The following is a 24,073-nucleotide window of genomic DNA, read 5'->3' as shown; positions in this document are numbered from 1 at the left end:
GCGAATTTGGCGCAAAAGCCTTGCCAATCGCGCAGTCAGCACTTACGCATATGCTTCAAGATTTTACAGCATTACGTGATTAGATCCAGAACTGACCCCGCATGTTTCGGCGCCGCAGCAAACCTTCATCCTTTCAGCGTGTACGCAACGTGGTATGGCCGCGCGGCGGATGGCGTCGTTCGTCACAGTATTTTGCCCATCGGGTCGCCCGTTTGCCGGGATCGCCCTATAGCATCGCTTCAGGTTTTGCGATCGGGGCGGCGGTGTCTTTCACGCCGTTTATCGGGTTCCACTTTGTCATCTCGACACTGCTGAGCCTTTTGACGCGCAGTAACGTGGTGGCGTCGCTTTTGGGGACAGTGGTTGGCAATCCCTGGACGTTTCCGTTTATCTGGTTGTGGCTTTATACCTGCGGCAATTGGATCCTTGGCGCGCATTCGGCAAGTTCGACAGTGCATTTCGATATGGCGGTGCTGTGGGAATTCGTTGTCCTCGGCCTGAACTATGTCGGTGGCGGGCTTATTTTCGGTAATTGGGATGTCAGCGATCAGCAGGCACTGGGGCAACTTTGGGCCAGCATTGTTGATATCATCTGGCCGATGGTGGTTGGCTGTATTCCGACAACGATTGTTATCTGGATACTGTTTTACTTCCCAATCCGCCGTGCGGTTGTGATTTATCGCCATAACCGCATTTTGCGCCGGATGAAAAAGACCGAGCGTCATGGCCTTGGCCCGATGCTTGAAAGTGCCAAGGAAAAGATCGGAACCGCCGCAAAGCACGCCACCAAAAAGCAGGATGAAACATCATGAATGCGAAGCTGCGCCTCGGGGTCAATATTGACCATGTTGCGACCATTCGAAATGCCCGCGGCGGCGATCTGCCCGACCCGGTGCGGGCAGCAGAGCTTGCAAAGGCGGCTGGTGCGGATGGTATCACCGCGCACCTGCGCGAAGACCGTCGCCATATCCGTGATGCGGATATGCAGCGCCTGCGCGAAGAAGTTGATTTGCCGCTTAATTTCGAGATGGCGGCAACCGATGAAATGCTGGCCATCGCAATTCAGACCAAGCCGCACGCGGTTTGCCTGGTGCCGGAAAAACGCGAAGAACGCACGACCGAAGGCGGGCTGGATGTTGCCGGTGGGCATAATCATCTCAAACGTTTTGTCTCGGACCTTGGTGATGCCGGCATTCGCGTTTCACTGTTTATCGAGGCATCCGAGGCACAGCTTGATGCGGCCAAAAGCCTTGGCGCGCCGGTGGTGGAAATCCATACCGGCGCCTATTGCGATGCGAAGACCGATGAAGAACGCGCCCGCGAACTGGACCGTATCCGCCATGCTGTGCAATATGGGGCAGGGATCGGACTTGAAATCCACGCCGGTCACGGTTTGAATTTCGAAACCGTCAAGCCGATTGCCGCCATGCCGGAAATTGCCGAGCTTAATATCGGGCATTTCCTGATTGGTGAGGCGGTGTTTGTCGGGCTTGAAGCGGCGATTGCCGAGATGCGCCGTTTGATGGATGAAGCACGCACGCAGGCAGGTTATGCGTAAATGATCATTGGGATTGGCACAGATTTATGCGATATCCGTCGGATAGAGGCTACTCTTGAACGCCATGGCGAGCGTTTCATGAAGCGTGTCTTTACCGATATCGAGATTGCGCGTGCCAAACGCAAGCCGCACCGGACTGCCTCGTCGCTGGCCATGGCGTTTGCCGCCAAGGAAGCCTGTTCAAAGGCGCTTGGGACCGGTTTTCGTCGCGGTGTTTATCATAACACCATGGGTGTGGTACATCAGCCCAGCGGCAAGCCCGATATGGTTTTGATTGAAGGTGCGCAAGCACGACTTGAAGAATTGACCCCGGATGGGAAAACTGCCTCTGTGTATGTGACCCTGACGGACGAATATCCGATGGCCAATGCGGTCGTTGTGATTTCGGCAGATTGACAAAAATTGATTGGTTGAACACGGAATGGAAAAGCTTGTGCATAAGAAGAAAACGGGTGGTTTGCTCGACACCTTGAAGACCGTTTTCTGGGCCATTGTCATTGCACTTATGGTTCGGACCTTTGCTTTCGAACCGTTTAATATTCCGTCTGGCTCGATGATCCCGACCTTGCTGGTGGGGGATTATCTGTTTGTGTCGAAATTCTCTTATGGGTATTCGAAGCATAGCATGCCGTTCAGCCTGCCGATCATTCCCGGCCGTGTATTTGAAAGCGAACCGGAACGTGGCGATGTGGTTGTCTTCAAACTGCCGTCTGATACCTCGCAGGATTACATCAAGCGTGTGATTGGTCTGCCGGGCGATACGGTTCAGGTCAAGGAAGGCCGCCTTTACATCAACAACAAGATGATCGAGCGCGAGCGCATCGAGGATTACATCCTGACCGATGGTGGCGGGCGATCGGCCGCAGTGCCGCAATATATCGAAACCCTGCCCAATGGCCGTGTGCATCGTATTCTTGAGATGTTTGGCGATCAGGGGCCGAGCGACAACACCGAAGCTTTCACCGTTCCCGAAGGTCATTTCTTCATGATGGGTGATAACCGCGACAATTCGGCAGACAGCCGTGCGTTCCCGTCGCGCTTCCGGTTTGTTCCGATTGAAAACCTGGTCGGGCGTGCTGAATTCCTGTTCTATTCCAAGGACAGCTCTCAGCCGGTTTATGACCTTGGCAGCATCCGCTTTGATCGCCTGTTCCAGGGGGTTAACTGATGAGCGACGGCCTGCCGGTGATCGCCGAGATTGATCACGGTTTTTCCGATCCCGACCTTTTGCGTGTGGCGCTGACCCATCGCAGTGCCGCCAAGGGCAAGGATATGCTAAGCGGCGGCAACGAGCGCCTTGAGTTCCTTGGCGACCGTGTGCTGGGTCTTGTCGTGGCAGAGATGCTTTATACCCGGTTCGGACGTGAGCGCGAAGGTGCCATGGCCAAACGGTTTGTCGCACTGGTGCGCCGCGAGACTTTGGCGCGCGTGGCAGAACAGATCAAACTGGGTGAACACATCCAGATGGCCAAGGGTGAACGCGCAGCAGGGGCGGATACCAATCCGGCGATTTTATCTGATTGCATGGAGGCGGTGATTGCCGCACTCTATCTTGACGGTGGTCTTGAACCGGCGCGGCGTTTCATTGAAAAGCTGTGGACGCCGCTTTTGGATGAAGCCAACAAGCCGCCGCAGGATGCCAAAACGCAATTGCAGGAATGGCTGCAAGGGCGGGGCAAGCCGTTACCGAAATACGAGATGGTCGGCCGTGAAGGCCCGGCCCACGCGCCGTTATTTACCATCGAACTGACGACCGGCGACGGTGACAGTGTCAGTGCGGAAGGCAAATCGAAACGCGAAGCGGAACAACTCGCCGCAAAATTGATGTTGGATAAACTTAGTGATGAATGAGGTTCCCACACCGGTGGCCGAAGACAGATTACCTTATCAGCAACGTTGTGGCTTTGTGGCCCTCGTTGGTGCGCCGAATGCCGGCAAATCGACACTTTTGAACCAGTTGGTTGGTACGAAAGTGTCCATCGTCTCGCCGAAGGTCCAGACGACGCGGACGCGCGTGCGCGGTATCGTCATGACCGAAGACGCGCAGATTGTTTTCATTGATACGCCGGGCATCTTTGCACCCAAACGCCGTCTTGACCGTGCGATGGTCAAGGCCGCCTGGAATGGGGCAGATGACGCGGACCTTGTTGTTCTGGTGATTGATGCCGGAAGCGGCATCACGGACGAAGACCTGGCCATCATCAAGACGCTTAAGGAACAGAACCGCAAGGCGATTTTGGCGTTGAACAAGGTCGACAAGGTATCGGACAAGGAAAAGCTTCTGCGTCTGTCCCAAGACCTGTTTGCCCATGAAGTCTTTACCGATGTCTTCATGATTTCGGCCAAAAAGGGTGCGGGTACGCAAGATCTGGTGAATTTCCTTGCCGCCAAGATGCCCGATGGCCCTTGGATGTTCCCGGAAGATGATGTTTCGGATATGCCGCTGCGACTGCTTGCGGCCGAAATTACCCGTGAAAAGCTTTATTACCAGCTTCAGCAGGAACTTCCTTATTCAGCAACGGTCGAGACCGAGCTTTGGGAAGAGCGCAAGGATGGATCGGTCAAGCTTGAACAGACCATCTTTGTCGAGCGTGAAGGCCAGAAGGCGATCATCCTTGGCAAGGGCGGTAAACGTATCAAGGCGCTTGGCAGTGACGCCCGCAAGGAACTGGAAGCCATTTTCGAACGCCGGGTACATTTGTTCCTATTTGTGAAGGTGCGTGAAAACTGGGGCGATGATCCCAACCGCTTTGCCATGTGGGGTCTTGATCACAACGCCTGATCGCGTTGACTGGTCCCATATCGAGTGACCACAAATTGCCGGGTAAGTAATGGAAATCGGATCCGTCTGGGGAATTGTCATGATCATTGTTGGCGCTGCTGCCGCAATGATTGTTGCGCGCGTCGCCAGACGTCCGTTCCGCAACCGCAATTCCAGTGCGTCTGTGCAACGTGAAAAATCGTTCCTGCACAAACCACTTAACCTGATTGCACTTCTGATCGCGATCGCCGTCTTTGTGCTGGGCCTGTTCTGGCGCATGACGGGTGGAGGCCCGACCTAATGCGTAATGACTCATCTGATCCGCTGTCTGATGCCATCGAAGAAATCCCGAACCGCCCGATCCTGCGCAAGGTTGTGTTCGGTTTGGCGTTGTTCAGTCTTGCGTCCTGCCTGCTCGGGTTCTTCTTCCTTGTCACCCGCCTCATTGTACCCAGCGGCTTTTTCTAAGGTACGCTGATGGATTGGCGGGATGACGGTATCGTTCTTTCGACACGCAAGCTGGGTGAAAATTCAGTCCGTCTTTCCGTCCTGACCTGTGATTATGGCCGCCATGCCGGTCTGGTACGGGGTGCTACCAGCAAATCCATGCGTGGTACCCTTGAACCCGGCAATGAAATCCGGGTGGGGTGGTCTGCCCGGTTGGCGGAACATCTGGGGCAATTTCGCTGTGAATTGACCGGCGCGCATGCCGCGGACCTTTTGCTGCATGCTGGCCCCTTGATGGCGATGAGTTCGGCCTGTGCGATGCTTGATGCGACGCTTCCGGAACGCGAAGCCCATCCGGATCTTTATCGCGGAACCGTCGCGCTGATTTCGGCACTCAAGTCCGAGCAATGGTTGCCTGCCTATATCCGTTGGGAAGTCGGGTTACTGGAAGAGCTCGGTTACGGATTGGCACTGGATCGATGTGCCGCGACCAACGAGACCGAAAACCTTGCCTTTGTATCACCCAAAAGCGGCCGCGCCGTTGGCGAGGCATCAGGGCAGGCGTATCGTGACCGGATGTTGCCGTTGCCGGCCTTTCTTGCTTCTGGGCGTGCGTCTCAATTGTGCAAGGAAATGTCTTTATCAGAACAGTTGCGCGATGGCCTGAAACTGACCGGTTTTTTCATTCACCGCGATATTTTCGAAGCAAAAGGTATCAAACCTGTTGCTGCTCGGGACCGACTTGTCAGCCATGTCTGGCGCACGGATATCGGAGCAGAAAAATAAATTCGGCAATTTGCGCGCCATATGTTGACCAAGACCATGCCCGGCGTAGTATGTTGCCAATAACGTAAGGTGTTCGGGTCCGAACGCACTTGCACATGTCCATTTTGACAAGCAACAAGAAAAATCGTTCATGAGCACCAAGACTTCCGATCCGGCCAGTGCCGGACAAATCCGGGAAACCCGGCTTGCAGACGCGCTGAGCGAACGATATCTCGCCTATGCGATGTCGACAATCATGTCGCGTTCCCTGCCTGATGTGCGTGATGGCCTTAAGCCAGTGCATCGTCGTCTTCTTTACGCCATGCGTCAGCTTAAACTGAACCCGGAACAGGGGTTCAAGAAATGTGCGCGTGTTGTCGGTGACGTGATCGGTAAATATCACCCGCATGGTGATCAGTCGGTCTATGACGCGCTGGTACGTCTGGCACAGGATTTCGCGGTTCGTTATCCGCTTGTTGATGGTCAGGGCAACTTCGGCAACATTGACGGCGATAACGCGGCGGCAATGCGTTACACCGAAGCCCGCATGACAGCGGTTGCCGCGGCGTTGATGGATGGCCTTGACGAAGATGCCGTTGATTTTCGCCCGACCTATGACGGCGAGGAAAAAGAACCGGTTGTGATGCCGGCTGCTTTCCCGAACCTTTTGGCCAATGGGGCCTCTGGTATTGCCGTGGGTATGGCGACCAACATCCCGCCGCATAATGCAGGCGAGCTGTGCACGGCCCTGATCAAGCTGATTGATGATCCGGAAACCTCGATTGCGCAGCTTGTTCGTTGCGTGCCGGGGCCGGATTTCCCGACCGGTGGTGTTCTGGTCGAGCCGCGTGAGAACATTCTCGAAGCCTATGCGACCGGGCGTGGATCATTCCGCCTGCGTGCAAAATGGGAAGTCGAGAAGCTTAGCCACGGTCTTTATCAGGTGGTGATTACCGAAATTCCCTATCAGGTTCAGAAAGCCAAGCTGGTTGAACGGATCGCCGATCTGATGGTGGCAAAGAAATTGCCGCTTCTGAACGATGTGCGCGATGAGTCGACCGATATCATTCGTCTGGTTCTGGAGCCACGGACCCGCGCGGTTGAGCCGGAACATCTGATGGAGATGCTGTTCAAGAATACCGAACTGGAAATCCGGTTCGGTTTGAACATGAACGTTCTGGACGGCGATAACACGCCACGCGTGATGAACCTGCGTGAAGTTCTGCGCGCATTCCTAGCACATCGTCAGGACGTTCTGATCCGTCGTTCCAATCATCGCTTGGCCAAGATCAATCACCGTCTTGAGGTGTTGGAAGGCTATCTTGTTGCCTATCTGAACCTTGATGAAGTGATCCGGATCATCCGTTATGAGGATGAGCCGAAAAACGCATTGATGAAGGCGTTTGACCTGACCGAAGTGCAGGCTGATGCGATCCTTAACATGCGTCTGCGGTCGTTGCGCAAGCTCGAAGAGATGGAAATCAAGAACGAGCATGCCAAACTGACCGAGGAAAAGCAGGGTCTCGAAGCACTGCTGGCCAGCGAAAGCCTGCGTTGGGAGAAAATCCGCGACGAGATCGAGGTGATGCGTGAAAACTTTGGCAAGAAAACTGCCATTGGCAAGCGTCGCACCGAGATTGGCGATGCGCCGGAAGAGATTGAAGTTCCGCTGGAAGCATTGATCGAACGTGAACCGATTACGGTGATCTGTTCGAAAATGGGCTGGGTGCGTGCGCTTAAGGGCCACGTTGCCGATATCAGCGACCTGAAGTTCAAGGATGGTGACGAGCATCGCTTTGCGCTTAAGGCATTTACCACCGACAAGCTTCTGATCCTGTCGACAGCCGGGCGTTGTTACACCATGTCGTGTGACAAACTGCCGGGTGGGCGTGGCCATGGGGAGCCGATCCGTCTTTCCATCGATTTGCCGCAGGAACATGACATTGTTTCGATGGTGGTGCACAAGGAAGGCCGTAACCTTCTGGTGGCAAGTTCCGGTGGACGTGGCTTCCTAGTGGCCGAGAAAGAAGTGGTTGCGCAGACCAAAAACGGCAAGCAGGTGCTTAACCTTGGAACTGGTGAAGTTGCCAAGATCTTCCTGCCGGTTGAGCAAGATCATGTTGCCGTTCTGGGCGATAATCGCAAATTGCTGATTTATCCGGTTTCGGAAATTCCGGAAATGACGCGTGGCCGCGGTGTGATCTTGCAGAAATACCGCCAAGGCGGGCTTTCGGACCTTATCCTGTTTAACCTTGAAGAAGGTCTCAGCTGGACCATGGGCGGCAGCGAAGGTCGTACCCGGACTGTGACCGAACTGGCCGAATGGATTGGCAAACGGGCCGGGGCAGGGCGCCTGCCGCCAAATGGCTTCCCGCGGTCCAACAAGTTTGAATAACGGGTGTTAAAACGCCTTGATAAAAGCCGGGTGGTGCCAAGCCATCCGGCTTTTTCTTTGCCTGAATGACGAAAATTGATGCACTACCTGTGATTTGTTGCATTTCCCGGCAGAAATGGCCGAAATTCGGTGCAAAAGATATAGCGTTTTCGGTGGTTAATCTGTAACTTCCCAACCTGTTTAACAGGAAGCCCGCAATTTTCCTGTGAGATTCAAAAAAGGGCTTGGGAGTGAAAAGTGAAGTTTCTGGGAAATTTCGTCCGCGCCGTCGACAGTCTTAATGACTGGATCGGACGCGGAGTAGCCTGGCTGGTGATCCCCATGGTGGTGATCACATTTTTGGTGGCAACGTTGCGTTATGGCTTTGCGGTCGGCTGGGTGTCGATGCAGGAAAGCTATATGTGGCTTTACGGCATCATGTTCATGGTCGGCGCGGGTTACACGCTGCTGCATGGGGGGCATGTGCGTGTTGACGTTTTCTATCGTCCGGCATCGGCGCGCTACAAGGCATGGGTAGACCTTTTTGGTTCCCTGTTCCTGCTTGCGCCTGTGGTTATCATGATCCTGATGTACAGCTATCCTTACGTTGTCACGAGCTGGCACCGTCTGGAAGGATCGCATGAAACCGGCGGGCTTCCGGGACTGTTCCTGTATAAGTCTGTGATTTTGGTCTTTGGTGTCCTGATGCTGCTGCAGGGGCTGTCTTTGGCAGCGCGCAGTGTTCTGGTCCTGACCGGTCACAAAGAGTTTGAAATCAAAGAAGAAGAGCACGAGGGCGTCTGATGACGGGGGAAATTCTTAGCCTGGTGATGTTCGCCGTAGCTTGCGGCGTGCTTCTTCTTGGTTTTCCGGTTGCTTTCTCACTTGCGGGCACCGGTCTTGCTTTTGCGCTTATTGGCAACGCCATGGGCACATTCGATATGCCACTTCTGGGCTCTTTGCCGTCACGCTATTTCGGTGTGATGACCAACGAGCTTTACGTTGCGATCCCGTTGTTCGTGTTCATGGGCGTCATGCTTGAACGCGCACGGATCGCCGAGAAGCTTCTGACCACCATGGGCATGCTGTTTGGCACCATGCGTGGCGGCCTTGGTATTTCGGTCGTGATCGTCGGCATGTTGCTGGCGGCATCCACCGGTATTGTCGGTGCGACGGTTGTGACCATGGGCTTGCTCAGCCTGCCGGCGATGCAAAAAGCCGGTTATGATCCGAAACTGTCGACCGGTGTGATCTGTGCATCGGGTACGCTGGGTCAGATCATTCCGCCGTCGATCGTTCTGGTTCTGCTGGGGGATATCCTGCAGGGGGCCTATGCCGAAGCGCAGCGTGCGCTGGGCAACTGGGCACCGGAACCGATTTCGGTGATGGATCTGTTTGCCGGTGCCTTCATTCCGGGAATTATGCTGGTTGCCCTTTATATCGGCTGGATCATCATCAAATCCCTGATTGATCCGGAATCTGCACCCGCACTTGTCGAAGGCAAACGCCCTGCAGGCCTTTGGGGTGAAGTGCTGCGCGCATTGCTGCCGCCGGCATTGCTGATCGTGGCGGTTCTGGGCTCCATCCTGACCGGGATTGCAACGCCGACGGAATCCGCGGCATTCGGCTCGGTCGGTGCGACCATTCTGGCTGCGTTCTATCGCCGTCTTGATATGCCTGTGCTGCGCCATGTGGTGCGCCAGACGGTTCAGGTCAGTGCGATGGTGTTTGTCATCCTTTTGGGTGCGTCGGTGTTCTCGCTGGTGTTCCGTGGTCTGGGTGGCGATCATCTGGTTGAAGAACTGCTGCACAACCTTCCGGGGGGTGTGTTCAGTGCGATGCTGGTCGTGATGTTGCTGATGTTCGTCATGGGCTTCTTCCTCGACTTCATCGAGATCGTGTTCGTTGTGATCCCGATTGTCGGCCCGATCCTGCTTAAGCTTGATGTCGATCCGGTCTGGCTGGGTGTGATGATTGCAATCAACCTTCAGACCAGCTTCCTGACACCGCCATTCGGCTTTGCGCTGTTCTATCTGCGCGGTGTGGCCCCAGCGGCGATCAAGACGTGGGATATCTATCGCGGGATTGTACCGTTCGTGGTTATCCAGATGCTTGGCCTGTGCCTTGTGGCTGCCTTCCCGTGGTTGGCAACCTGGCTTCCGAGCGTTCTGTTCTAAGAACGACGGCGACATATCATCAAAGAAAAAGGCACCCGTCACGGGTGCCTTTTTTGCATCAGTGACCGGCTCTGATAGGTTTGGAGCAGGCCCAAATAAAAAGGGCTGGCAAATGCCAGCCCTTTGTTGTTTTCCGAAGTCGGAGAACTTAGTATTTGAACGGCAGGACACGTGCCTGTGCGAATGCCGCTTCCGAGAATTTCGACCATGCGATCGACTGGGTACGGAAGGCGATAAGGCTTTCGAAGACTTCCTGCGACAGCGGGTTCGACGAAACCAGGTCACGCAGAACTTCACCCGACAGTTTGCCAAGGCCGGTCAGAATGTCGTCAGAGAACGGACGAACATCAACGCCGTGCTTGTTACGCAGGGTGTCGAGTGCCTGAACGTTACGTGCGGTGAATTCGGACAGAACCATCTGGTTCACAGCGCGGTTTGCCTGCTCGACAATGGCTTTCAGATCATCCGGGAGTGCATTCCATGCATCCAGGTTGATGAAGTTGTCGAGAACGGTCGCCGGCTCGTGCCAGCCCGGATAGTAGTAGTATTTGGCCGATTTATAGAGGCCAAAGGCCAGATCGTTATACGGACCAACCCATTCGGTTGCGTCAATCGCGCCCGACTGAAGTGCCGGCGGAATTTCACCACCCGGAAGGTTCACAACGTTGGCGCCAGCAGCTTTGACAACTTCGCCACCAAGGCCCGGAATACGCATTTTCAGACCTTTATAGTCGTCAATGGTGTTCATTTCCTTGTTGAACCAGCCGCCCATCTGGGTGCCGGTGTTGCCCGACGGGAAGAACTTACAGTTCAGTTCCGCATAGACCTTATCGGCCAGTTCCTGACCACCACCCCACTGGAACCACGCATTCTGTTCCTGTGCGTTCAGACCGAACGGCATTGCTGCGATATACTGGGTCGCGTCGACTTTGCCTTTCCAGTAGTAAGGCGCGCCGTGGCCCATTTCGACGGTGCCGTTGCCAACCGCGTCGATGGCTTCGAATGCCGGAACAATTTCACCTGCGCCAAAAACGGTAACTTTCAGGCGACCTTCGGATGCCTTGGTGATGTATTCAGCAAGAAGGTTTGCGCCGGTGCCAAGGCCCGGAAAGTTTTTCGGCCAGGTGGTGACCATCCGCCATTCGCGGACGTCCTGGGCAATTGCCGGTTTGGCGAAAGTTGACGCGGCAGCAGCAGTCGCACCTGCTACGGCAGCGCCGGAAAGAAATTGGCGACGTTTCATTGGTTACAACCTCCCAAAGATGCAAGCTCATGATTTATCTGTAAAAGCTGGATGATCAGCTTTGAGACGAAGCTTATATGCGTCTTTACGGGCAGGCAACCGAGGATCGAGTTGTTGTATGGTACTTTAGTCTAATTGGGGAAAGTGGTTCGCGCAATTGGTGCAGAACACGAACTTTTACAGCTTAGTCCGCGTCGCTATCAGCGTCTTCCATCGAGACCCACTGACCATCGCGGAAGCCTTCAAGGGGTTGGAAGCGCATCTTATACGACATCTTGCGGCAATCGCCGATCCAGTAGCCGAGATAGACATGCGGAAGAGAGAGCATTCTGGCTTCGTCGATCAGATCAAGCACGATGTAGGTACCCAGTCCGCGACGGTCTTCTTCCGGGTCAAAGAAGCTGTAAACAGCAGATAACCCGTCGGCCAGAATATCAACCAGCGCCACAGCAATAAGGCTGTCATCATCCCGGCGATACTCGAAGATCGAGGTTTCCACAGTGCTGTCTTCGATCATTGCGCGGTAATCACGGGCATCCATACGCGCCATGTCACCATTGCCATGTCGGGCATCCTGATAGGTGCTGAACAGCTGATATTGTTCCTGTGTCGCGGACGGTGGCATCACCTTGCGGACAAGATCGTTGTTTCTGTTCTTGATGCGGCGGAACGACCGGCTGGGTTCGAACCCGTCACAACGGACGCGAACCGGAACGCAGGCATTGCAATCACTACATGCCGGCAGATAGGCGATTGAGTGGCTGCGGCGGAATCCTGCACGCGACAACAGATCGTGGACGTTGTTGGCCTCGGGCCCGCGCAACTCCGTGACCAGTTTACGTTCGAACCGGCCGGGCAGGTATGGGCACGGCATCGGTGCGGTCATAAAATAGTGCTGTGTCAAGCGCCGCTGATTAACTGTCATTTGATCCGATCAGTCCCGGTCACATCAAAGAGAACTATTCTATGAGATTAGGTGTTGTTTATGACAGTTTAAAGGCCTGACGGTCAAAAGGGCACCGATTTCTGTAACCGGATTTCAAATCACCGTTGTGACGGAACCGAGAAGGTCGGGCGGCGCTGGTTTTCACCCTGTGCCGGTTGTTGGGTAGGCGATGGTGCCGGGCCAGCGGGCGCTGCACCAGTCGGTGCAGTTTGTCCGTTTTGGCCAGCTTCGCCGGTGCCTTCAAGCGCGGAACGTTCGCCGGTACCACGCAGCAAGGTGATGCTGATGCGGCGGTTGCTTTCATTTTCCGGTGCCTCGGGCAGGAGCGGATCGGTATCCGACAGACCGGCAACCTTGGCAAAGCGTCCGGTTTCAAGCCCCATGTCTTCAAGCGCACGACGGGTGGCCAGCGCACGATCAGCTGACAGTTCCCAGTTGGAATATCCGTCTGTCCGGTTGAACGGCACGGCGTCGGTATGGCCTTCGATCGAGACATCCTGTGGCATATTTTCAATCACGCCTGCGACTTGTTGCAGCAGAAGGCGGGTATGATCAGCCATGGCGGCACTACCGCTGGGGAACATGGCGGTGCCGTCTTCGTCCAGGATCTGGATGCGAAGTCCCTCATCGGTGTTTTCGATGCGGATGTTCTTTTCAAGGCCCTGAAGTTCCTCGTTGGCTTCGATTGCCTTAAGAAGTTCTTCTTGGGCCTTGTTGAATTCCTGTTCTTCCATCTGGGCAACACGGATGGCTTCGCGTTCTTCCGGTGTTTCGACCGGCGGGATTTCCATGCTGATGGATGGTGATCCGAATTCGGAACGCAGTGCACCTTCTTCGGCAAGGCTGGTGCCGCCCAGCAAACCGCCAGAACCCGATTCATTTTGCGAGATGGTTTCGGGCGTGAAATACATCGACACGCCTTGCAGCTGTTCCTCGGTCGCGCTTGAAAGCAGCCACAGCAACAGGAAGAATGCCATCATCGCCGTCACAAAGTCGGCATAGGCAACTTTCCAGGCACCACCATGATGCCCGTGCCCACCTTTTTTGATCTTTTTTATGACGATATCGGGCATTTGCTGCGTTGTCCTCTAAACCAGATCTTTTATCGCAAAATCAAGCCGTGGGCGCGTCTTGCAGCGCTTCGTCAAGCTCTTTGAAGCTGGGTCGAAGATTATGCGGGAGGGTTTTACGGGCGAACTCCACCGAGACCTGCGGGGCATATCCCTGCATGTGACCAACCAGGGCGGCTTTGATGCAGCTGTAATATTTGCCGTCAGCGTCCACGGTGTTTTTGATGATCGAGGCGGTCGGTCCGACAAAGCCATAGGCACCCAAAATACCAAGGAAGGTACCGACAAGGGCCGCCGCAATCAGGCCACCGAGAATTTCAGGCGGTTCTGTCACCGAGCTCATGGTGACGATAACGCCAAGAACCGCCGCCACAATGCCAAGTGCCGGCAGGCCGTCACCAGCCGTTTGCACAGCAGACGCAACTGCGTGTTCTTCTTCGTGATGGGTTTCAAGTTCCTGATCCATCACCGCTTCAAGTTCATAGGCGTTGGTCGTGCCAAGGGTAAGCAGGCGCAGATAGTCACACATGAATTCCATCGCATGATGATCTTTCATCAGCATCGGAAAATTGGAAAACAGACTGGAGCTTTCCGGGTTTTCAACGTGGCTTTCAAGCGCAAGATCGCCTTTGGATTTCGCAAGGCGGAAAATCGCATAAAGGCAGATCAGAAGTTCCAGATAGGCGGCCTTTTTCTTTGGGCCTTTCATGGCGCGAATGGTGTAGGTGAAGGATTTCTTCACGATGCCAAGCGGGTTGGCAGTCAAATAGGCACCAAACGCAGCCCCGAAAATGATCAGAACTTCAAGCGGTTGTACAAGAATGCCAAAGTCGCCATGCGGCAGATAGCCACCCAAGACAGAGCCGACTACGACGATATAACCAATGATCAAGAACATTCTTTTTTCTTCTCCGCTACCCCAAGCCAGATACCTGAACGATCAACCCCGAGTTCATCGAAACATCTGCCTTCTGCGGCAGTGCAGAACGTGTTTCTGATATCTATATGCTCTTATTAAGTTTTAATCTTATTAACATCGCGTTTAAATTAGCTGCGAGTTAGGTTTGACAGCGCGGTGAATAGACGCCATTTTCCCCAAGCTCCATTCGGGACGCGTCACCCATCCATATTGGTATACGAGAGCTTCCTTCAATATGTCTTTCTCTGCGCGCGATTTTCGCGATTGCCTTGGTCAATTCACAACCGGCGTTGCCGTTGTAACCACCCGCGCCCAAGACGGTGCAAAAGCGGGCATTACCATCAACAGCTTTGCCTCGGTGTCGCTTGATCCAGCACTGGTATTGTTTTCGGTTGATCACCGTGCGGCGACTCACGCGCTGTTCACTGGGGATGCCAAACGGTTTTGCATCAATATCCTGAGCCAGAGCCAAAAGCAGGTATCCGAGCTGTTTTCAGCCCCCGGGCAGGATGGTTGGGACAATGTTGCATATGAAGATGACAGTCTTGGCATGCCGCGCCTTAAAGGCAGTGTTGCGGCCCTTACCTGCGAACGTCACGCGCTTCATGAAGGCGGTGATCACAGCATCATCGTTGGTCATGTTCAGGAACTGGTGATGGGCGAAACCGGTGCGCCGTTGCTGTATTATGGTGGGCGGTATCGCACGCTGGGTGACTGATTTTGTTGCTTGCGATGTGATGTAGTTCACAAAACAAAAAGGGCCGTGGTGAAACACCAACGGCCCTTTGTCGTTTTCAGATGCAGGGGGCGGCCTTAGTCGAGGGACGTGTTGCCAAGCAGGCGGCCACCGAATCCTTCCTTGATCAGGCGGTCGATCACCTGTTGCCCATGCTGGGTGTCGCGTACTTCAAGCACCATGTCGACATCTGTCTGTTTTGCCGGCACGTCATAGAAATGGCGCTGGTGATAGACTTCAATGATGTTGGCGTCTTCTTCGCCGATCAATGCACTGATCGTGGATAGTGCGCCCGGCACATCCGGAATTTCGATCCGGACACGAACAAGGCGGCCTTCACGGGCCATGCCGCGCATCAGGACTTGGGCCAGCAGGCGGGTGTCAATGTTCCCACCACTGATAATCAGGCAGACTTTCTTGCCCTTGAAGCGATCCGGGTGATCAAGCAGGGCGGCAAGCGGAGCGGCACCGGCACCTTCGACAACGCTTTTCTCGATCTCGATCATCATCTGGATGGAGCGTTCGATCGAGCTTTCTTCGACCAGAACGACGTCATCGAGCTTTTCTTTACAGATTTCAAGCGTCAGGCCGCCGGGCTGTTTGACAGCGATGCCTTCGGCAATGGTGACGCCACCGCCGGTGAATTCTTTGCCATGTATGCCTTCATACATGGACGGGTAAAGCTTGGTCTCAACCCCGATCACTTCGATGTCGGGGCGGCGCGACTTGATCGCGGTGACAACGCCCGATGCCAGACCGCCACCGCCGATCGGTACGACAACCGTATCGATGTCTTTGTTTTCATCAAGGATCTCGAGCCCGACAGTGCCCTGGCCTGCGATGATATGCGGATCATCAAACGGATGGACGAAGGTCAGACCGCGTTCTTGCTGGATGCGGCCGGCGGCCTCAAGGCTTTCGGCAAAGACGTTGCCGGTCAAAACGACTTCGGCACCATGCGAGCGCGTATGGTGGACCTTGGTGTAGGGGGTGTTTTTGGGCATCACGATGGTGGCCGGAATGCCAAGTCGTTTGGCGTTATAGGCAACACCCTGTGCGTGGTTGCCAGCCGATACGGCGATAACACCTTTTTCGCGTTCTTCCGGAGTCAGGCTTGCCAGTTTGACATAGGCGCCACGTTCCTTGAAAGACGCGGTATATTGCTGATTTTCAAGTTTCAGATAAACATCGGCCTGGCAAATGTTTGAAAGCGTTAATGATTTTACCAGTGGTGTTTTCGCAACAATGCCTTCGAGCAGGCCCGAGGCGCGAACAATATCGTGATAGGAAACAGTCATGATTTCCGTACTCCTGCGGCCATCCGCAATCTGATGCGATGGCTATAGTAATATTTTATGGCGTGAATAGCGGTATTAAACCGGTCCTGTCATCCGCAGATGACAGGGATCACATTCGCAGGTCGGAAATACCCATAATCATGGCGATCACACCGGCACGAAGAGGCGGGCAAGAGTGTGATGCGAGGATGTCAGTAGCTGCAGACATAGCCATGTACTTTCCGGGTTTCGATGTGTTTGAGAAACGCACCTTTGCGGATTGCGCGCGCAAGGTCAAGCACCGGAAAAGAAAAACCGGGTTGCGTCACGTGCAACCCGGTTTCTTGTGGTCAATCGTTTCAAGCGACAGACAGGTTATTCCATGTTCAGGATAATGGTCTTCTTGTAGGTGAAGTGTTCGAGCATGCTTTCAAGCGATGCTTCCTTACCCAGACCGGAAAGCTTGATGCCGCCATAAGACAGGTTCGGCTGGACAACAAGGTTCTGGTTGACCTGAACGAAACCGGCTTCGAGGCGCTTGGTGGCGACAAGAGCGGTTTTAAGATCCGTCGTCCATACGGTCGCAGCCAGGCCAAAGTCGCTGTCATTGGCAAGTTCAAGGGCCTCTTCAAAGGTTTTGAACTTGAACACACAGGCAACAGGACCAAAGATTTCTTCACGGGCAATCCGCGCGTTCGGATCGACATTGGTGAAGATCACCGGACGGACAAACAGGCCATCGGAAAGGGTGCTGTCAGTGGGAAGGGCGCTTAGTTCATTCTTGGTCGCACCCTCTTTTTCACCGACTTCGATATAGCCACAGACCTTGTCGAACTGTTTGCGGTTGATGATCGTGCCGATGTCGGTTTCTTCATCCAGCGGATCACCCATTTTAAGGGTGTTGACCTTATCAATCAGGCGTTTGACGAATTCATCATGCAGGCTTTCATGCACCAGCATGCGTGACGCCGCCGTGCAGCTTTGCCCCTGACGGGTAAAACGCATGCCGCCAATCGCACCGGCAATCGCCTTATCAAGGTCGGCATCACCCATGACGATCATCGGGGATTTGCCACCCAGTTCAAGGGTGACCGGAATGAGTTTTTCGGCAGCGGCGCGATACACCGTGCGGCCGGTTTCAACCGATCCGGTGAAGGAAACCTTTTTGACATCCTTGTGTTCGACCAGCGGGCCACCGCAAGACGGACCAAAGCCCGACAGGATGTTAAAGACGCCAGCCGGAAGAACTTCCTGCATGATCTGACACACGCGCAGAACCGCAAGCGGGGTGTCTTCGGCGGATTTGACGACGACTGCGTTGCCGGCAACCAGTGCCGGGGCGACCTTGATCGCCATCAGCATCATCGGAACGTTCCACGGAATGATCGCACCGACAACGCCAACAGCCTCACGCGTGGTTAGGGTCATCATGTTCGGATTGAACGGAACTGTTTCACCTTTAAGCTCTGACGCAAGTCCGCCGAAAAAGACGAACATGTCGGCCAGAACCGATGCCTCGACCCGGCTTTCGGTGCGAAGGGCCTTGCCCGATTCAAGGGCGACCAGACGTCCCAATTCCTCGGCATGGGACATCAGGATACGACCGCATTCCGCCAACAGCTTGCCGCGTTCACGCGCAGGGCGTTCGGCCCAATCTTTCTGGGCGGCCTTGGCGGCTGCAACCGCAATCGCGACATCGTCGGCGTCACCGTCGGCAGCCTGACCGATGACCTTGCCCGTGGCAGGATTAAGAACATCAAAGGTCTTGCCGTTTTTCGGGGCGACAAGTTTACCGTTGATCAGATGATAACCGGACAGCTCCTTGGCCAGAACGGATGGATCAAGGATCGGATCGATGGGCATTTCAGGCTCCCTGTGGGTTGGCGTGCATCTGCGGTAAACCGCGCGGGGCGCACGATATTGGTTATTTGGTATTGGTTTACCAAATTATCGACAGGGCGATGCAATATCAAGCGCAATTAGTACCCTAATCGGTGTGGTGCACATGCAAGTCGCATGACAGGCGGCAAGAGGGCTGTTACCCTAACTCAAAGGCCAGCCCGGCGGCGGTACGTGTCTGGGCGCCTGATATTGGTAAACGATGGAGTATATTGTGCCACGTCATTTCGATACGACGTTCGATGTTGTTAAGGAACTTAAGCCTTCCTATCCGGTGTATTGCCTTAGACCCAATATTCTTCGAGAAACAGCGCAGCGCTTTGTCGAAATGTTCCCGGGAGACGTCCTGTATGCGGTGAAATGCAATCCGCATCCGGAGGTCATGCGATATCTTCACGAAGGCGGGGTGCGTCATTTTGATACCGCTTCGCCTGAGGAAATCTCTATCGTGCGGCGCCAATTCCCGGGGATGAAGGCCTATTTCATGCATCCGGTCAAAAGCCGCGATGCCATCCGCAATGCCTATCGGGTATTCGGGATTGATCACTATGTGATTGATACCGCCGAAGAGCTTGAGAAAATCCGCGAGGAAACCGAGGGTGACACGAACCTGGTGATCCATGTGCGCCTTGCAACGCCGCCCGCCGGTGCGACCTATAACCTGTCAGCCAAGTTTGGTGCCCGCCCGATGGTGGCGGCCGAGCTTCTGAAAAAGGTTGATGAATATGGTTACCATGCGGGCTTGTGTTTCCATGTCGGGTCGCAATGCACGACACCGACCGGGTATCGGATCGCTGTCGAGCTTATCCGTCAGGTCGTTGATTTTTCCGGTGTGAAGGTCAAGCATATCGATGTTGGTGGCGGTTTCCCCGGCCAGTATATGAACCAGCGCGGTGCCAGCCTTGAAGAGTTCATGGACGAGATCAAGGATTGTATACGTTGGCTTGATATGCCCGATACGACCTATATGTGCGAACCGGGCAGGGCGCTGGTATCGAGCGGTATTTCCCTGATCACGCAGGTTCACTTGCGCAAGGAAGATACGCTGTTCATCAATGACGGTGTTTACGGCAGCCTGTCGGAAACCGTGACCGGGCAATTGCGTTATCCGGTGCGTCCGCTGCGCATTGAGGGTGATTTCGATCCGGAAGAAACGCTGGAATTCACCATCTATGGGCCGACCTGTGACAATATGGATGTCTTGCCGGCGACCGTGACCTTGCCCGCCGATATCCGCGAAGGCGACTGGATCGAGTTTGGTCACATCGGGGCATATAGCAATGCGCTGGCCACCCATTTCAACGGCTTCCATCCCGAGGTGCAGGTGACGGTCAGTGAAGCGTTCCCGTATATCGACGGGGAGTTCCCGTCGGTTGCGCTGGACTAGCGCCGCAAGGCAAAAACAGTCTGATCGACAGACAAAATCGATCATTGCGGTAAAAAGGTACTTGTTTACCTATAATGGTTGGTTGCACTATGCTGCCCGCAGAAAAGACCGGCAGGGGAAACCTGCCGGTCAAAACGAATTCTCGGGGAAGCAGTACAGTGACCAACAGCCTTTTCATGCGCATCCGCGACCGGTTTCCGGCCGATCTGTCTTCAGTTCTGATTGAGACGCCTGATGGCAAGACCTATAGCTATGGCGATGCCAACACAGCATCGGCACGGATCGCCGGTCTTCTGACGTCGCTTGGTGCGAAAAAGGGCGACAGAGTTGCCGTTCAGGTCGATAAATCCCCCGAAGCACTGTTTCTTTATCTTGGCTGCATTCGTGCGGGCCTTGTTTATTTGCCGCTGAATACCGCGTATCAGGCGGGCGAGCTTGCCTATTTCATGGATAACGCGTCGCCGGTGATCTTTGTTTGTCAGCCCCATCGCGAAGATGAGGTCAAGGCCATCGCGGACGAGCAGGGCGTTGCGCATGTTCTGACACTGGGCATGCAGTCTGAGGGCAGCCTTATGGACGGGGCGGCATCGCAAGCATCTGACTTTGCGCCGGTCGCGTGCGAAGACGATGAATTGGCGGCCATTCTTTATACGTCGGGCACAACGGGCAAGCCCAAGGGTGCGATGATGACCCAGATGAACCTGTGGTCGAACGCATCAACGCTTGAAAAGCTTTGGGGCTTTAAGGGTGACGATACCCTGCTTCATGCCTTGCCGATCTTCCATACCCACGGGCTTTTCATTGCGTGTCATTGTGTGATGCTGTCGGGATCGAAGATGTTTTTCCTGCCGAAATTTGATCGTGACCAGGTGATGGCGCTTTTGCCGCGCAGTACGGTGATGATGGGCGTTCCGACGTTCTATGTGCGTCTGTTGTCGGGCGATGATTTCACCAAGGATGTCACCGCAAACATGCGTCTGTTCATTTCCGGGTCTGCGCCGCTTTTGCCAGAGACATTTACCGCCTTCAAGGAACGAACAGGAAAGGCGCTTTTGGAGCGCTATGGCATGACGGAAATGGGCATGGCGACATCCAATCCGCTCAATGGCGAACGTATCGTTCACACCGTCGGCCCGGCATTGCCAGACGTCGAAGTACGCGTGTGTGATGAAGACGGCAATGTTCTGGCGACGGATGAGATTGGCGTGCTGGAAGCACGCGGGCCGAACGTTTTTGCCGGTTACTGGCAGATGCCCGAAAAAACCGCCGAGGAGTTCCGCAAAGACGGGTTCTTTATCACCGGCGATATCGCCAAGATCGATGCCAAGGGATATGTCCATATTGTCGGGCGCGCAAAGGATCTGGTGATTTCCGGCGGGTTTAACGTTTATCCCAAGGAAATCGAAACCCTGATCGACAAGATGGAGGGCGTTGTTGAAAGTGCCGTGATTGGCGTTCAACATCCCGACTTTGGCGAGGCGGTTGTAGCCGTGATCGTGCCGGAAGTAAAAGGTGGCTTAAGCGAGGAGGGCGTGATTGGTGCGATCAAGTCGGAGCTTGCCAACTTCAAGGTGCCCAAGCGTGTGTTCTTTGTCGATGAACTGCCGCGTAATGCGATGGGCAAGGTGCAGAAGAATGTCCTGCGTGAAGAGCACAAGGCCCTGTTTGCCAACTAAGACGATGCAGGCAAAGCGGATCTTTTCGCGGCCATCCCAAAATCCGGACAAAGAAAAACCCCGACAGATACTGTCGGGGTCTTCCTCATGGACGCTACGGTCGTGGCTTAGCGACCGAAAGCAACACGGTGTGCTACATCATCGATCATGTCGCGGTTCAGACCGATGTCTGCCAGTTCGCGCGGGTCAAGCTTACGCAGCGCAGTCTGGGTCTGGTACTGAACGCGCAGAGCGCGAAGGAAAGCAAAAATCTTGGTTACGATCATTTCATCACCTATTTCAAACCGGCCGATTATTCGGCGTCTGTTCAGTTAACCGGCATGTTCTCACCGAGATATTCCGCACAGGAATAGTTAGCTGGTTTGACGTGTCGGTTTGCATGGGATGTATCGAATGATCAACTGCTTGGTGGCGCATTCATCAGTCGATACGTCCTATTCATTTCGTGAAGGCAATCTAAGGGTGATTGCGGATATAATCCAATGCGTTTTTTGCATGTCAGCGGATTGAAAAGCGCAGAAATCCCTGAAATCTCTCGTTAACTGTTCTAAAGTGGATGGCGGACGCAGGTTTGATACTATTTATTGCCATGCGTGTGGTGCATGGGTAATGAAGTTGCGTGATGTGTTCTGGTTGATTATCCGCGTTTGTGGTGTTGCGAATAATTTTGGGTGTAATTAACGCGCTAATCGGTTTGAATACGCCAGAATTTTAATAACGTGCCGTTCGTGTGGGAGAAATGACGATGAGTGCCAATCGGTTGCAACTGGATTTTGCGCAGGCCCTGGATGCCTATTTGCGCTATGCACCGCGTCTGCCAAAGGTCACGCCCGATGCCGTTCCGGCAGCAACCGATTATGTCGACAACCTTCTGGCGATTGCCGATCAGTTTGATCTGATCGTGTTTGATGCCTTTGGTGTGCTAAATAGCGGGCAAAGTGCCATTCCCGGTGCGGTCAAGACGGTCGCGACCTTGCAGGAAATGGGCAAGAAGATCGCGGTTGTTACCAATGATGCCTCAAGCTCGGGCGAGGCCATTCTGGCGCGTCATCGCAAGCGCGGTTTTGATTTCGACAATAACAGCCTGATCAGCAGCCAGCAGTTTGTTGCCCCGCTGATGGGCGAATATGCCGACATCACCCATTGGGGGGCAATGGCGCCGACCGACTGGCCGTTTGATATTCTGCCCGGTCGGGTCGAGCCGCTTGGCAGTGATCCTGCGCTTTACGATGCGGTTGGTGGTTTCCTGTTGATCGATTCAGACAGTTGGACCGATACCCAGCAAGCCCTTCTGGAGCAGAGCCTTAAGGATAATCCGCGGCCGGTTCTGGTGGGGAATCCCGATATCTGTGCGCCGATGGGTGATTTCCTGTCAGTTGAGTCGGGCTATTTCGCGCATCTGGCGGGGGATGCATCCGGTGTCATGCCGCAATGCGTTGGCAAACCATATCACCACGTGTTCGAGGAAGTCCTGAAACGCCATCCCGGTGTTGATCGCAGCCGTGTGCTGATGGTTGGCGATACGGTGCATACCGATGTGCTGGGTGGATTGGCGTCGGGCATCAAAACCCTTTTGGTCCATCAGGGCGGGTTCCTTGATGGGCAGGATATCGAAGGCGTATTTGCCCGGTCCGGCCTGCGCCCGCATTTTTGCGCGCGGGCGATTGGCCATGGCATTGAAGATGATGCGGATGGCATTGCGGCGAAGTCCGCATGATTTGATGTTCGCCTCCCAAAACAAAAGGGCCTCGATTGAGGCCCTTTTTTATTGCTTGTCGTGGTGGCGGGGAGATCAGCTTTCCAGTGCCTCGGCAACTTCAATCGCGCTATAAGTCAGAACACCGGATGCCCCGGCGCGCTTGAAGCAGGACAGGGTTTCAATCGCGCAGCCGATATAATCAAGCCAGCCATTCTGACCGGCCGCACGCATCATCGCGTATTCACCAGAGACCTGATAGGCAAAGACCGGAACGCCAAATTCCTGTTTGACGCGATAAAGCACATCAAGATAAGGCAGGCCCGGTTTGACGATGACCGAGTCTGCACCTTCATCAAGGTCATAGGCGACTTCGCGCATCGCCTCATCACTGTTGGCCGGATCAAGCTGATAGGTTTTCTTGTCGGCCTTGCCAAGCGCACTGGCTGAACCAATCGCATCACGGAACGGACCATAGAAGGCGGATGCGTACTTGGCCGAATAGGCCATGATCTGAACGTTTTTGAGGTTTGCTTCCTCAAGAATCTTGCGGATCGCACCGATGCGACCATCCATCATGTCGGACGGTGCAACCACGTCACAGCCTGCCTGCGCCTGAACAAGGGCCTGACGGACAAGGGCCTCGGTCGTTTCGTCATTGAGGATTTGGCCGTCGACAACAATGCCGTCCTGTCCGTCGGCGTTGAAAGGATCCAGCGCGACGTCTGTGATCACGCCCAGATTGGGGCAGGCGTCCTTGATCGCCTTGACCGCGCGGCACACGACGTTGTCGGGGTTATAGGCTTCGCGGGCGTCCTTGGTTTTCAGGCTGGCATCGATATAGGGAAACAGGGCAAGGGCCGGAATGCCGAGCTTTTCGGCATGTTTGGCGGTTTCAACCAAGATATCGACCGACTGGCGTTCAACGCCGGGCATGGACGGGATCGGGGTGCGTTCGTTTTTGCCGTCAATGACAAAGACAGGCAGGATCAGATCATGGGAGGTCAACCGCGTTTCCGCGACCATGCGGCGCGACCAGTCGGTCATGCGGTTGCGGCGCTGCCGGGTGCTGGGGAAGGTGCCATAGGCGAATTTGTTGACCATGATCTGTTCTCTATAATGTGAGGCTGGGCAATTTATGG

The 24,073-nt window shown here is 54.6% G+C and carries 24 protein-coding genes; 16 read left to right on the top strand and 8 right to left on the bottom strand.

Annotation, left to right across the window (positions count from 1 at the left end; genetic code table 11):
• Positions 1–149: 149 nt before the first annotated feature.
• From WBY09_RS11370 to WBY09_RS11315, 12 genes are all read left to right on the top strand, one after another.
• Positions 150–812, top strand: coding sequence for a DUF2062 domain-containing protein (locus WBY09_RS11370; RefSeq protein WP_231959728.1), 663 nt, complete (start codon positions 150–152; stop codon positions 810–812).
• Positions 809–1,558 carry a pyridoxine 5'-phosphate synthase gene (locus tag WBY09_RS11365; protein WP_008891147.1) on the top strand — a complete coding sequence of 250 codons (750 nt, stop codon included), beginning with the start codon at positions 809–811 and terminating at the stop codon, positions 1,556–1,558. The genes WBY09_RS11370 and WBY09_RS11365 overlap by 4 nt, the downstream gene beginning before the upstream one ends.
• The gene (acpS, locus tag WBY09_RS11360; RefSeq protein WP_064789141.1) at positions 1,559–1,954 is read left to right on the top strand and encodes a holo-ACP synthase; all 396 of its coding nucleotides are present in this window, start codon (positions 1,559–1,561) and stop codon (positions 1,952–1,954) included.
• A 25-nt stretch (positions 1,955–1,979) separates the two neighbouring features.
• Positions 1,980–2,726, top strand: a complete 747-nt coding sequence (lepB, locus tag WBY09_RS11355) for a signal peptidase I (RefSeq protein WP_008891145.1) — start codon at positions 1,980–1,982, stop codon at positions 2,724–2,726.
• Positions 2,726–3,409 carry a ribonuclease III gene (rnc, locus tag WBY09_RS11350; RefSeq protein WP_008891144.1) on the top strand — a complete coding sequence of 228 codons (684 nt, stop codon included), beginning with the start codon at positions 2,726–2,728 and terminating at the stop codon, positions 3,407–3,409. Before lepB ends, rnc begins: the two co-directional genes overlap by 1 nt.
• Positions 3,402–4,340, top strand: a complete 939-nt coding sequence (gene era / locus WBY09_RS11345; RefSeq protein ID WP_008891143.1) for a GTPase Era — start codon at positions 3,402–3,404, stop codon at positions 4,338–4,340. The genes rnc and era overlap by 8 nt, the downstream gene beginning before the upstream one ends.
• A gap of 49 nt (positions 4,341–4,389) precedes the next feature.
• Positions 4,390–4,620, top strand: a complete 231-nt coding sequence (locus tag WBY09_RS11340; protein ID WP_008891142.1) for a hypothetical protein — start codon at positions 4,390–4,392, stop codon at positions 4,618–4,620.
• A complete protein-coding gene (locus WBY09_RS11335) occupies positions 4,620–4,787 on the top strand; it encodes a hypothetical protein (RefSeq protein WP_156518943.1) in 168 nt (55 codons plus the stop codon). The genes WBY09_RS11340 and WBY09_RS11335 overlap by 1 nt, the downstream gene beginning before the upstream one ends.
• 9 nt (positions 4,788–4,796) lie before the next feature.
• On the top strand, positions 4,797–5,552 hold the full coding sequence (recO, locus tag WBY09_RS11330) for a DNA repair protein RecO (RefSeq protein WP_336232751.1): 756 nt from the start codon (positions 4,797–4,799) through the stop codon (positions 5,550–5,552).
• Positions 5,553–5,682: 130 nt separating this feature from the next.
• Positions 5,683–7,926: a DNA topoisomerase IV subunit A gene (gene parC, locus WBY09_RS11325; RefSeq protein ID WP_008891140.1), complete on the top strand. Its 2,244-nt coding sequence runs from the start codon at positions 5,683–5,685 to the stop codon at positions 7,924–7,926.
• Between the two features lie 237 nt (positions 7,927–8,163).
• The gene (locus WBY09_RS11320; RefSeq protein ID WP_063089431.1) at positions 8,164–8,709 is read left to right on the top strand and encodes a TRAP transporter small permease subunit; all 546 of its coding nucleotides are present in this window, start codon (positions 8,164–8,166) and stop codon (positions 8,707–8,709) included.
• Positions 8,709–10,082 (top strand): TRAP transporter large permease, encoded by a 1,374-nt coding sequence (locus tag WBY09_RS11315; RefSeq protein WP_120226012.1) that lies wholly within the window; start codon positions 8,709–8,711, stop codon positions 10,080–10,082. Before WBY09_RS11320 ends, WBY09_RS11315 begins: the two co-directional genes overlap by 1 nt.
• Positions 10,083–10,230: 148 nt before the next feature.
• On the opposite strand, the gene WBY09_RS11310 is transcribed toward WBY09_RS11315, so the two are convergent.
• The 4 genes from WBY09_RS11310 to motA form a co-directional block, all read right to left on the bottom strand.
• Positions 10,231–11,325, bottom strand: a complete 1,095-nt coding sequence (locus tag WBY09_RS11310; protein ID WP_008891137.1) for a TRAP transporter substrate-binding protein — start codon at positions 11,323–11,325, stop codon at positions 10,231–10,233.
• 184 nt (positions 11,326–11,509) lie between these two features.
• The gene (locus WBY09_RS11305) at positions 11,510–12,250 is read right to left on the bottom strand and encodes an arginyltransferase (protein WP_064789146.1); all 741 of its coding nucleotides are present in this window, start codon (positions 12,248–12,250) and stop codon (positions 11,510–11,512) included.
• 119 nt (positions 12,251–12,369) lie between these two features.
• On the bottom strand, positions 12,370–13,344 hold the full coding sequence (locus tag WBY09_RS11300) for a flagellar motor protein MotB (protein WP_336232750.1): 975 nt from the start codon (positions 13,342–13,344) through the stop codon (positions 12,370–12,372).
• A 40-nt stretch (positions 13,345–13,384) separates the two neighbouring features.
• Positions 13,385–14,239 carry a flagellar motor stator protein MotA gene (gene motA, locus WBY09_RS11295; protein WP_008891134.1) on the bottom strand — a complete coding sequence of 285 codons (855 nt, stop codon included), beginning with the start codon at positions 14,237–14,239 and terminating at the stop codon, positions 13,385–13,387.
• Positions 14,240–14,495: 256 nt separating this feature from the next.
• Here motA and WBY09_RS11290 point away from each other — a divergent pair, with 256 nt between their 5' ends.
• Positions 14,496–14,978: a flavin reductase family protein gene (locus WBY09_RS11290; RefSeq protein WP_336232749.1), complete on the top strand. Its 483-nt coding sequence runs from the start codon at positions 14,496–14,498 to the stop codon at positions 14,976–14,978.
• Positions 14,979–15,073: 95 nt separating this feature from the next.
• Here WBY09_RS11290 and WBY09_RS11285 read toward each other — a convergent pair whose 3' ends face one another.
• Together WBY09_RS11285 and WBY09_RS11280 are read right to left on the bottom strand one after the other, a co-directional pair.
• On the bottom strand, positions 15,074–16,294 hold the full coding sequence (locus WBY09_RS11285; protein ID WP_064781451.1) for a threonine ammonia-lyase: 1,221 nt from the start codon (positions 16,292–16,294) through the stop codon (positions 15,074–15,076).
• 354 nt (positions 16,295–16,648) lie between these two features.
• Positions 16,649–18,136: an aldehyde dehydrogenase family protein gene (locus WBY09_RS11280; protein WP_336232747.1), complete on the bottom strand. Its 1,488-nt coding sequence runs from the start codon at positions 18,134–18,136 to the stop codon at positions 16,649–16,651.
• Between the two features lie 250 nt (positions 18,137–18,386).
• On the opposite strand from WBY09_RS11280, the gene WBY09_RS11275 reads away from it, so the two are divergent.
• Positions 18,387–19,559, top strand: a complete 1,173-nt coding sequence (locus tag WBY09_RS11275) for a type III PLP-dependent enzyme (protein WP_063090104.1) — start codon at positions 18,387–18,389, stop codon at positions 19,557–19,559.
• Positions 19,560–19,717: 158 nt separating this feature from the next.
• Complete coding sequence (locus WBY09_RS11270; RefSeq protein ID WP_336232745.1) at positions 19,718–21,235, top strand: malonate--CoA ligase; 1,518 nt, start codon at positions 19,718–19,720, stop codon at positions 21,233–21,235.
• Positions 21,236–21,342: 107 nt separating this feature from the next.
• On the opposite strand, the gene WBY09_RS11265 is transcribed toward WBY09_RS11270, so the two are convergent.
• Positions 21,343–21,501 carry a DUF1127 domain-containing protein gene (locus tag WBY09_RS11265; RefSeq protein WP_081579314.1) on the bottom strand — a complete coding sequence of 53 codons (159 nt, stop codon included), beginning with the start codon at positions 21,499–21,501 and terminating at the stop codon, positions 21,343–21,345.
• A 479-nt stretch (positions 21,502–21,980) separates the two neighbouring features.
• Here WBY09_RS11265 and WBY09_RS11260 point away from each other — a divergent pair, with 479 nt between their 5' ends.
• Positions 21,981–22,952: an HAD-IIA family hydrolase gene (locus WBY09_RS11260; protein ID WP_336232743.1), complete on the top strand. Its 972-nt coding sequence runs from the start codon at positions 21,981–21,983 to the stop codon at positions 22,950–22,952.
• A gap of 75 nt (positions 22,953–23,027) precedes the next feature.
• Here the strand turns inward: WBY09_RS11260 and hemB are convergent, their stop codons facing one another.
• The gene (gene hemB / locus WBY09_RS11255; protein WP_197147424.1) at positions 23,028–24,035 is read right to left on the bottom strand and encodes a porphobilinogen synthase; all 1,008 of its coding nucleotides are present in this window, start codon (positions 24,033–24,035) and stop codon (positions 23,028–23,030) included.
• Between the last annotated feature and the right edge of the window lie 38 nt (positions 24,036–24,073).

The sequence above is a fragment of the Thalassospira sp. CH_XMU1458 genome (genome assembly GCF_037027205.1).
Taxonomy (GTDB): domain Bacteria; phylum Pseudomonadota; class Alphaproteobacteria; order Rhodospirillales; family Thalassospiraceae; genus Thalassospira; species Thalassospira tepidiphila.
This window is presented reverse-complemented; position numbering and strand designations above follow the sequence as displayed.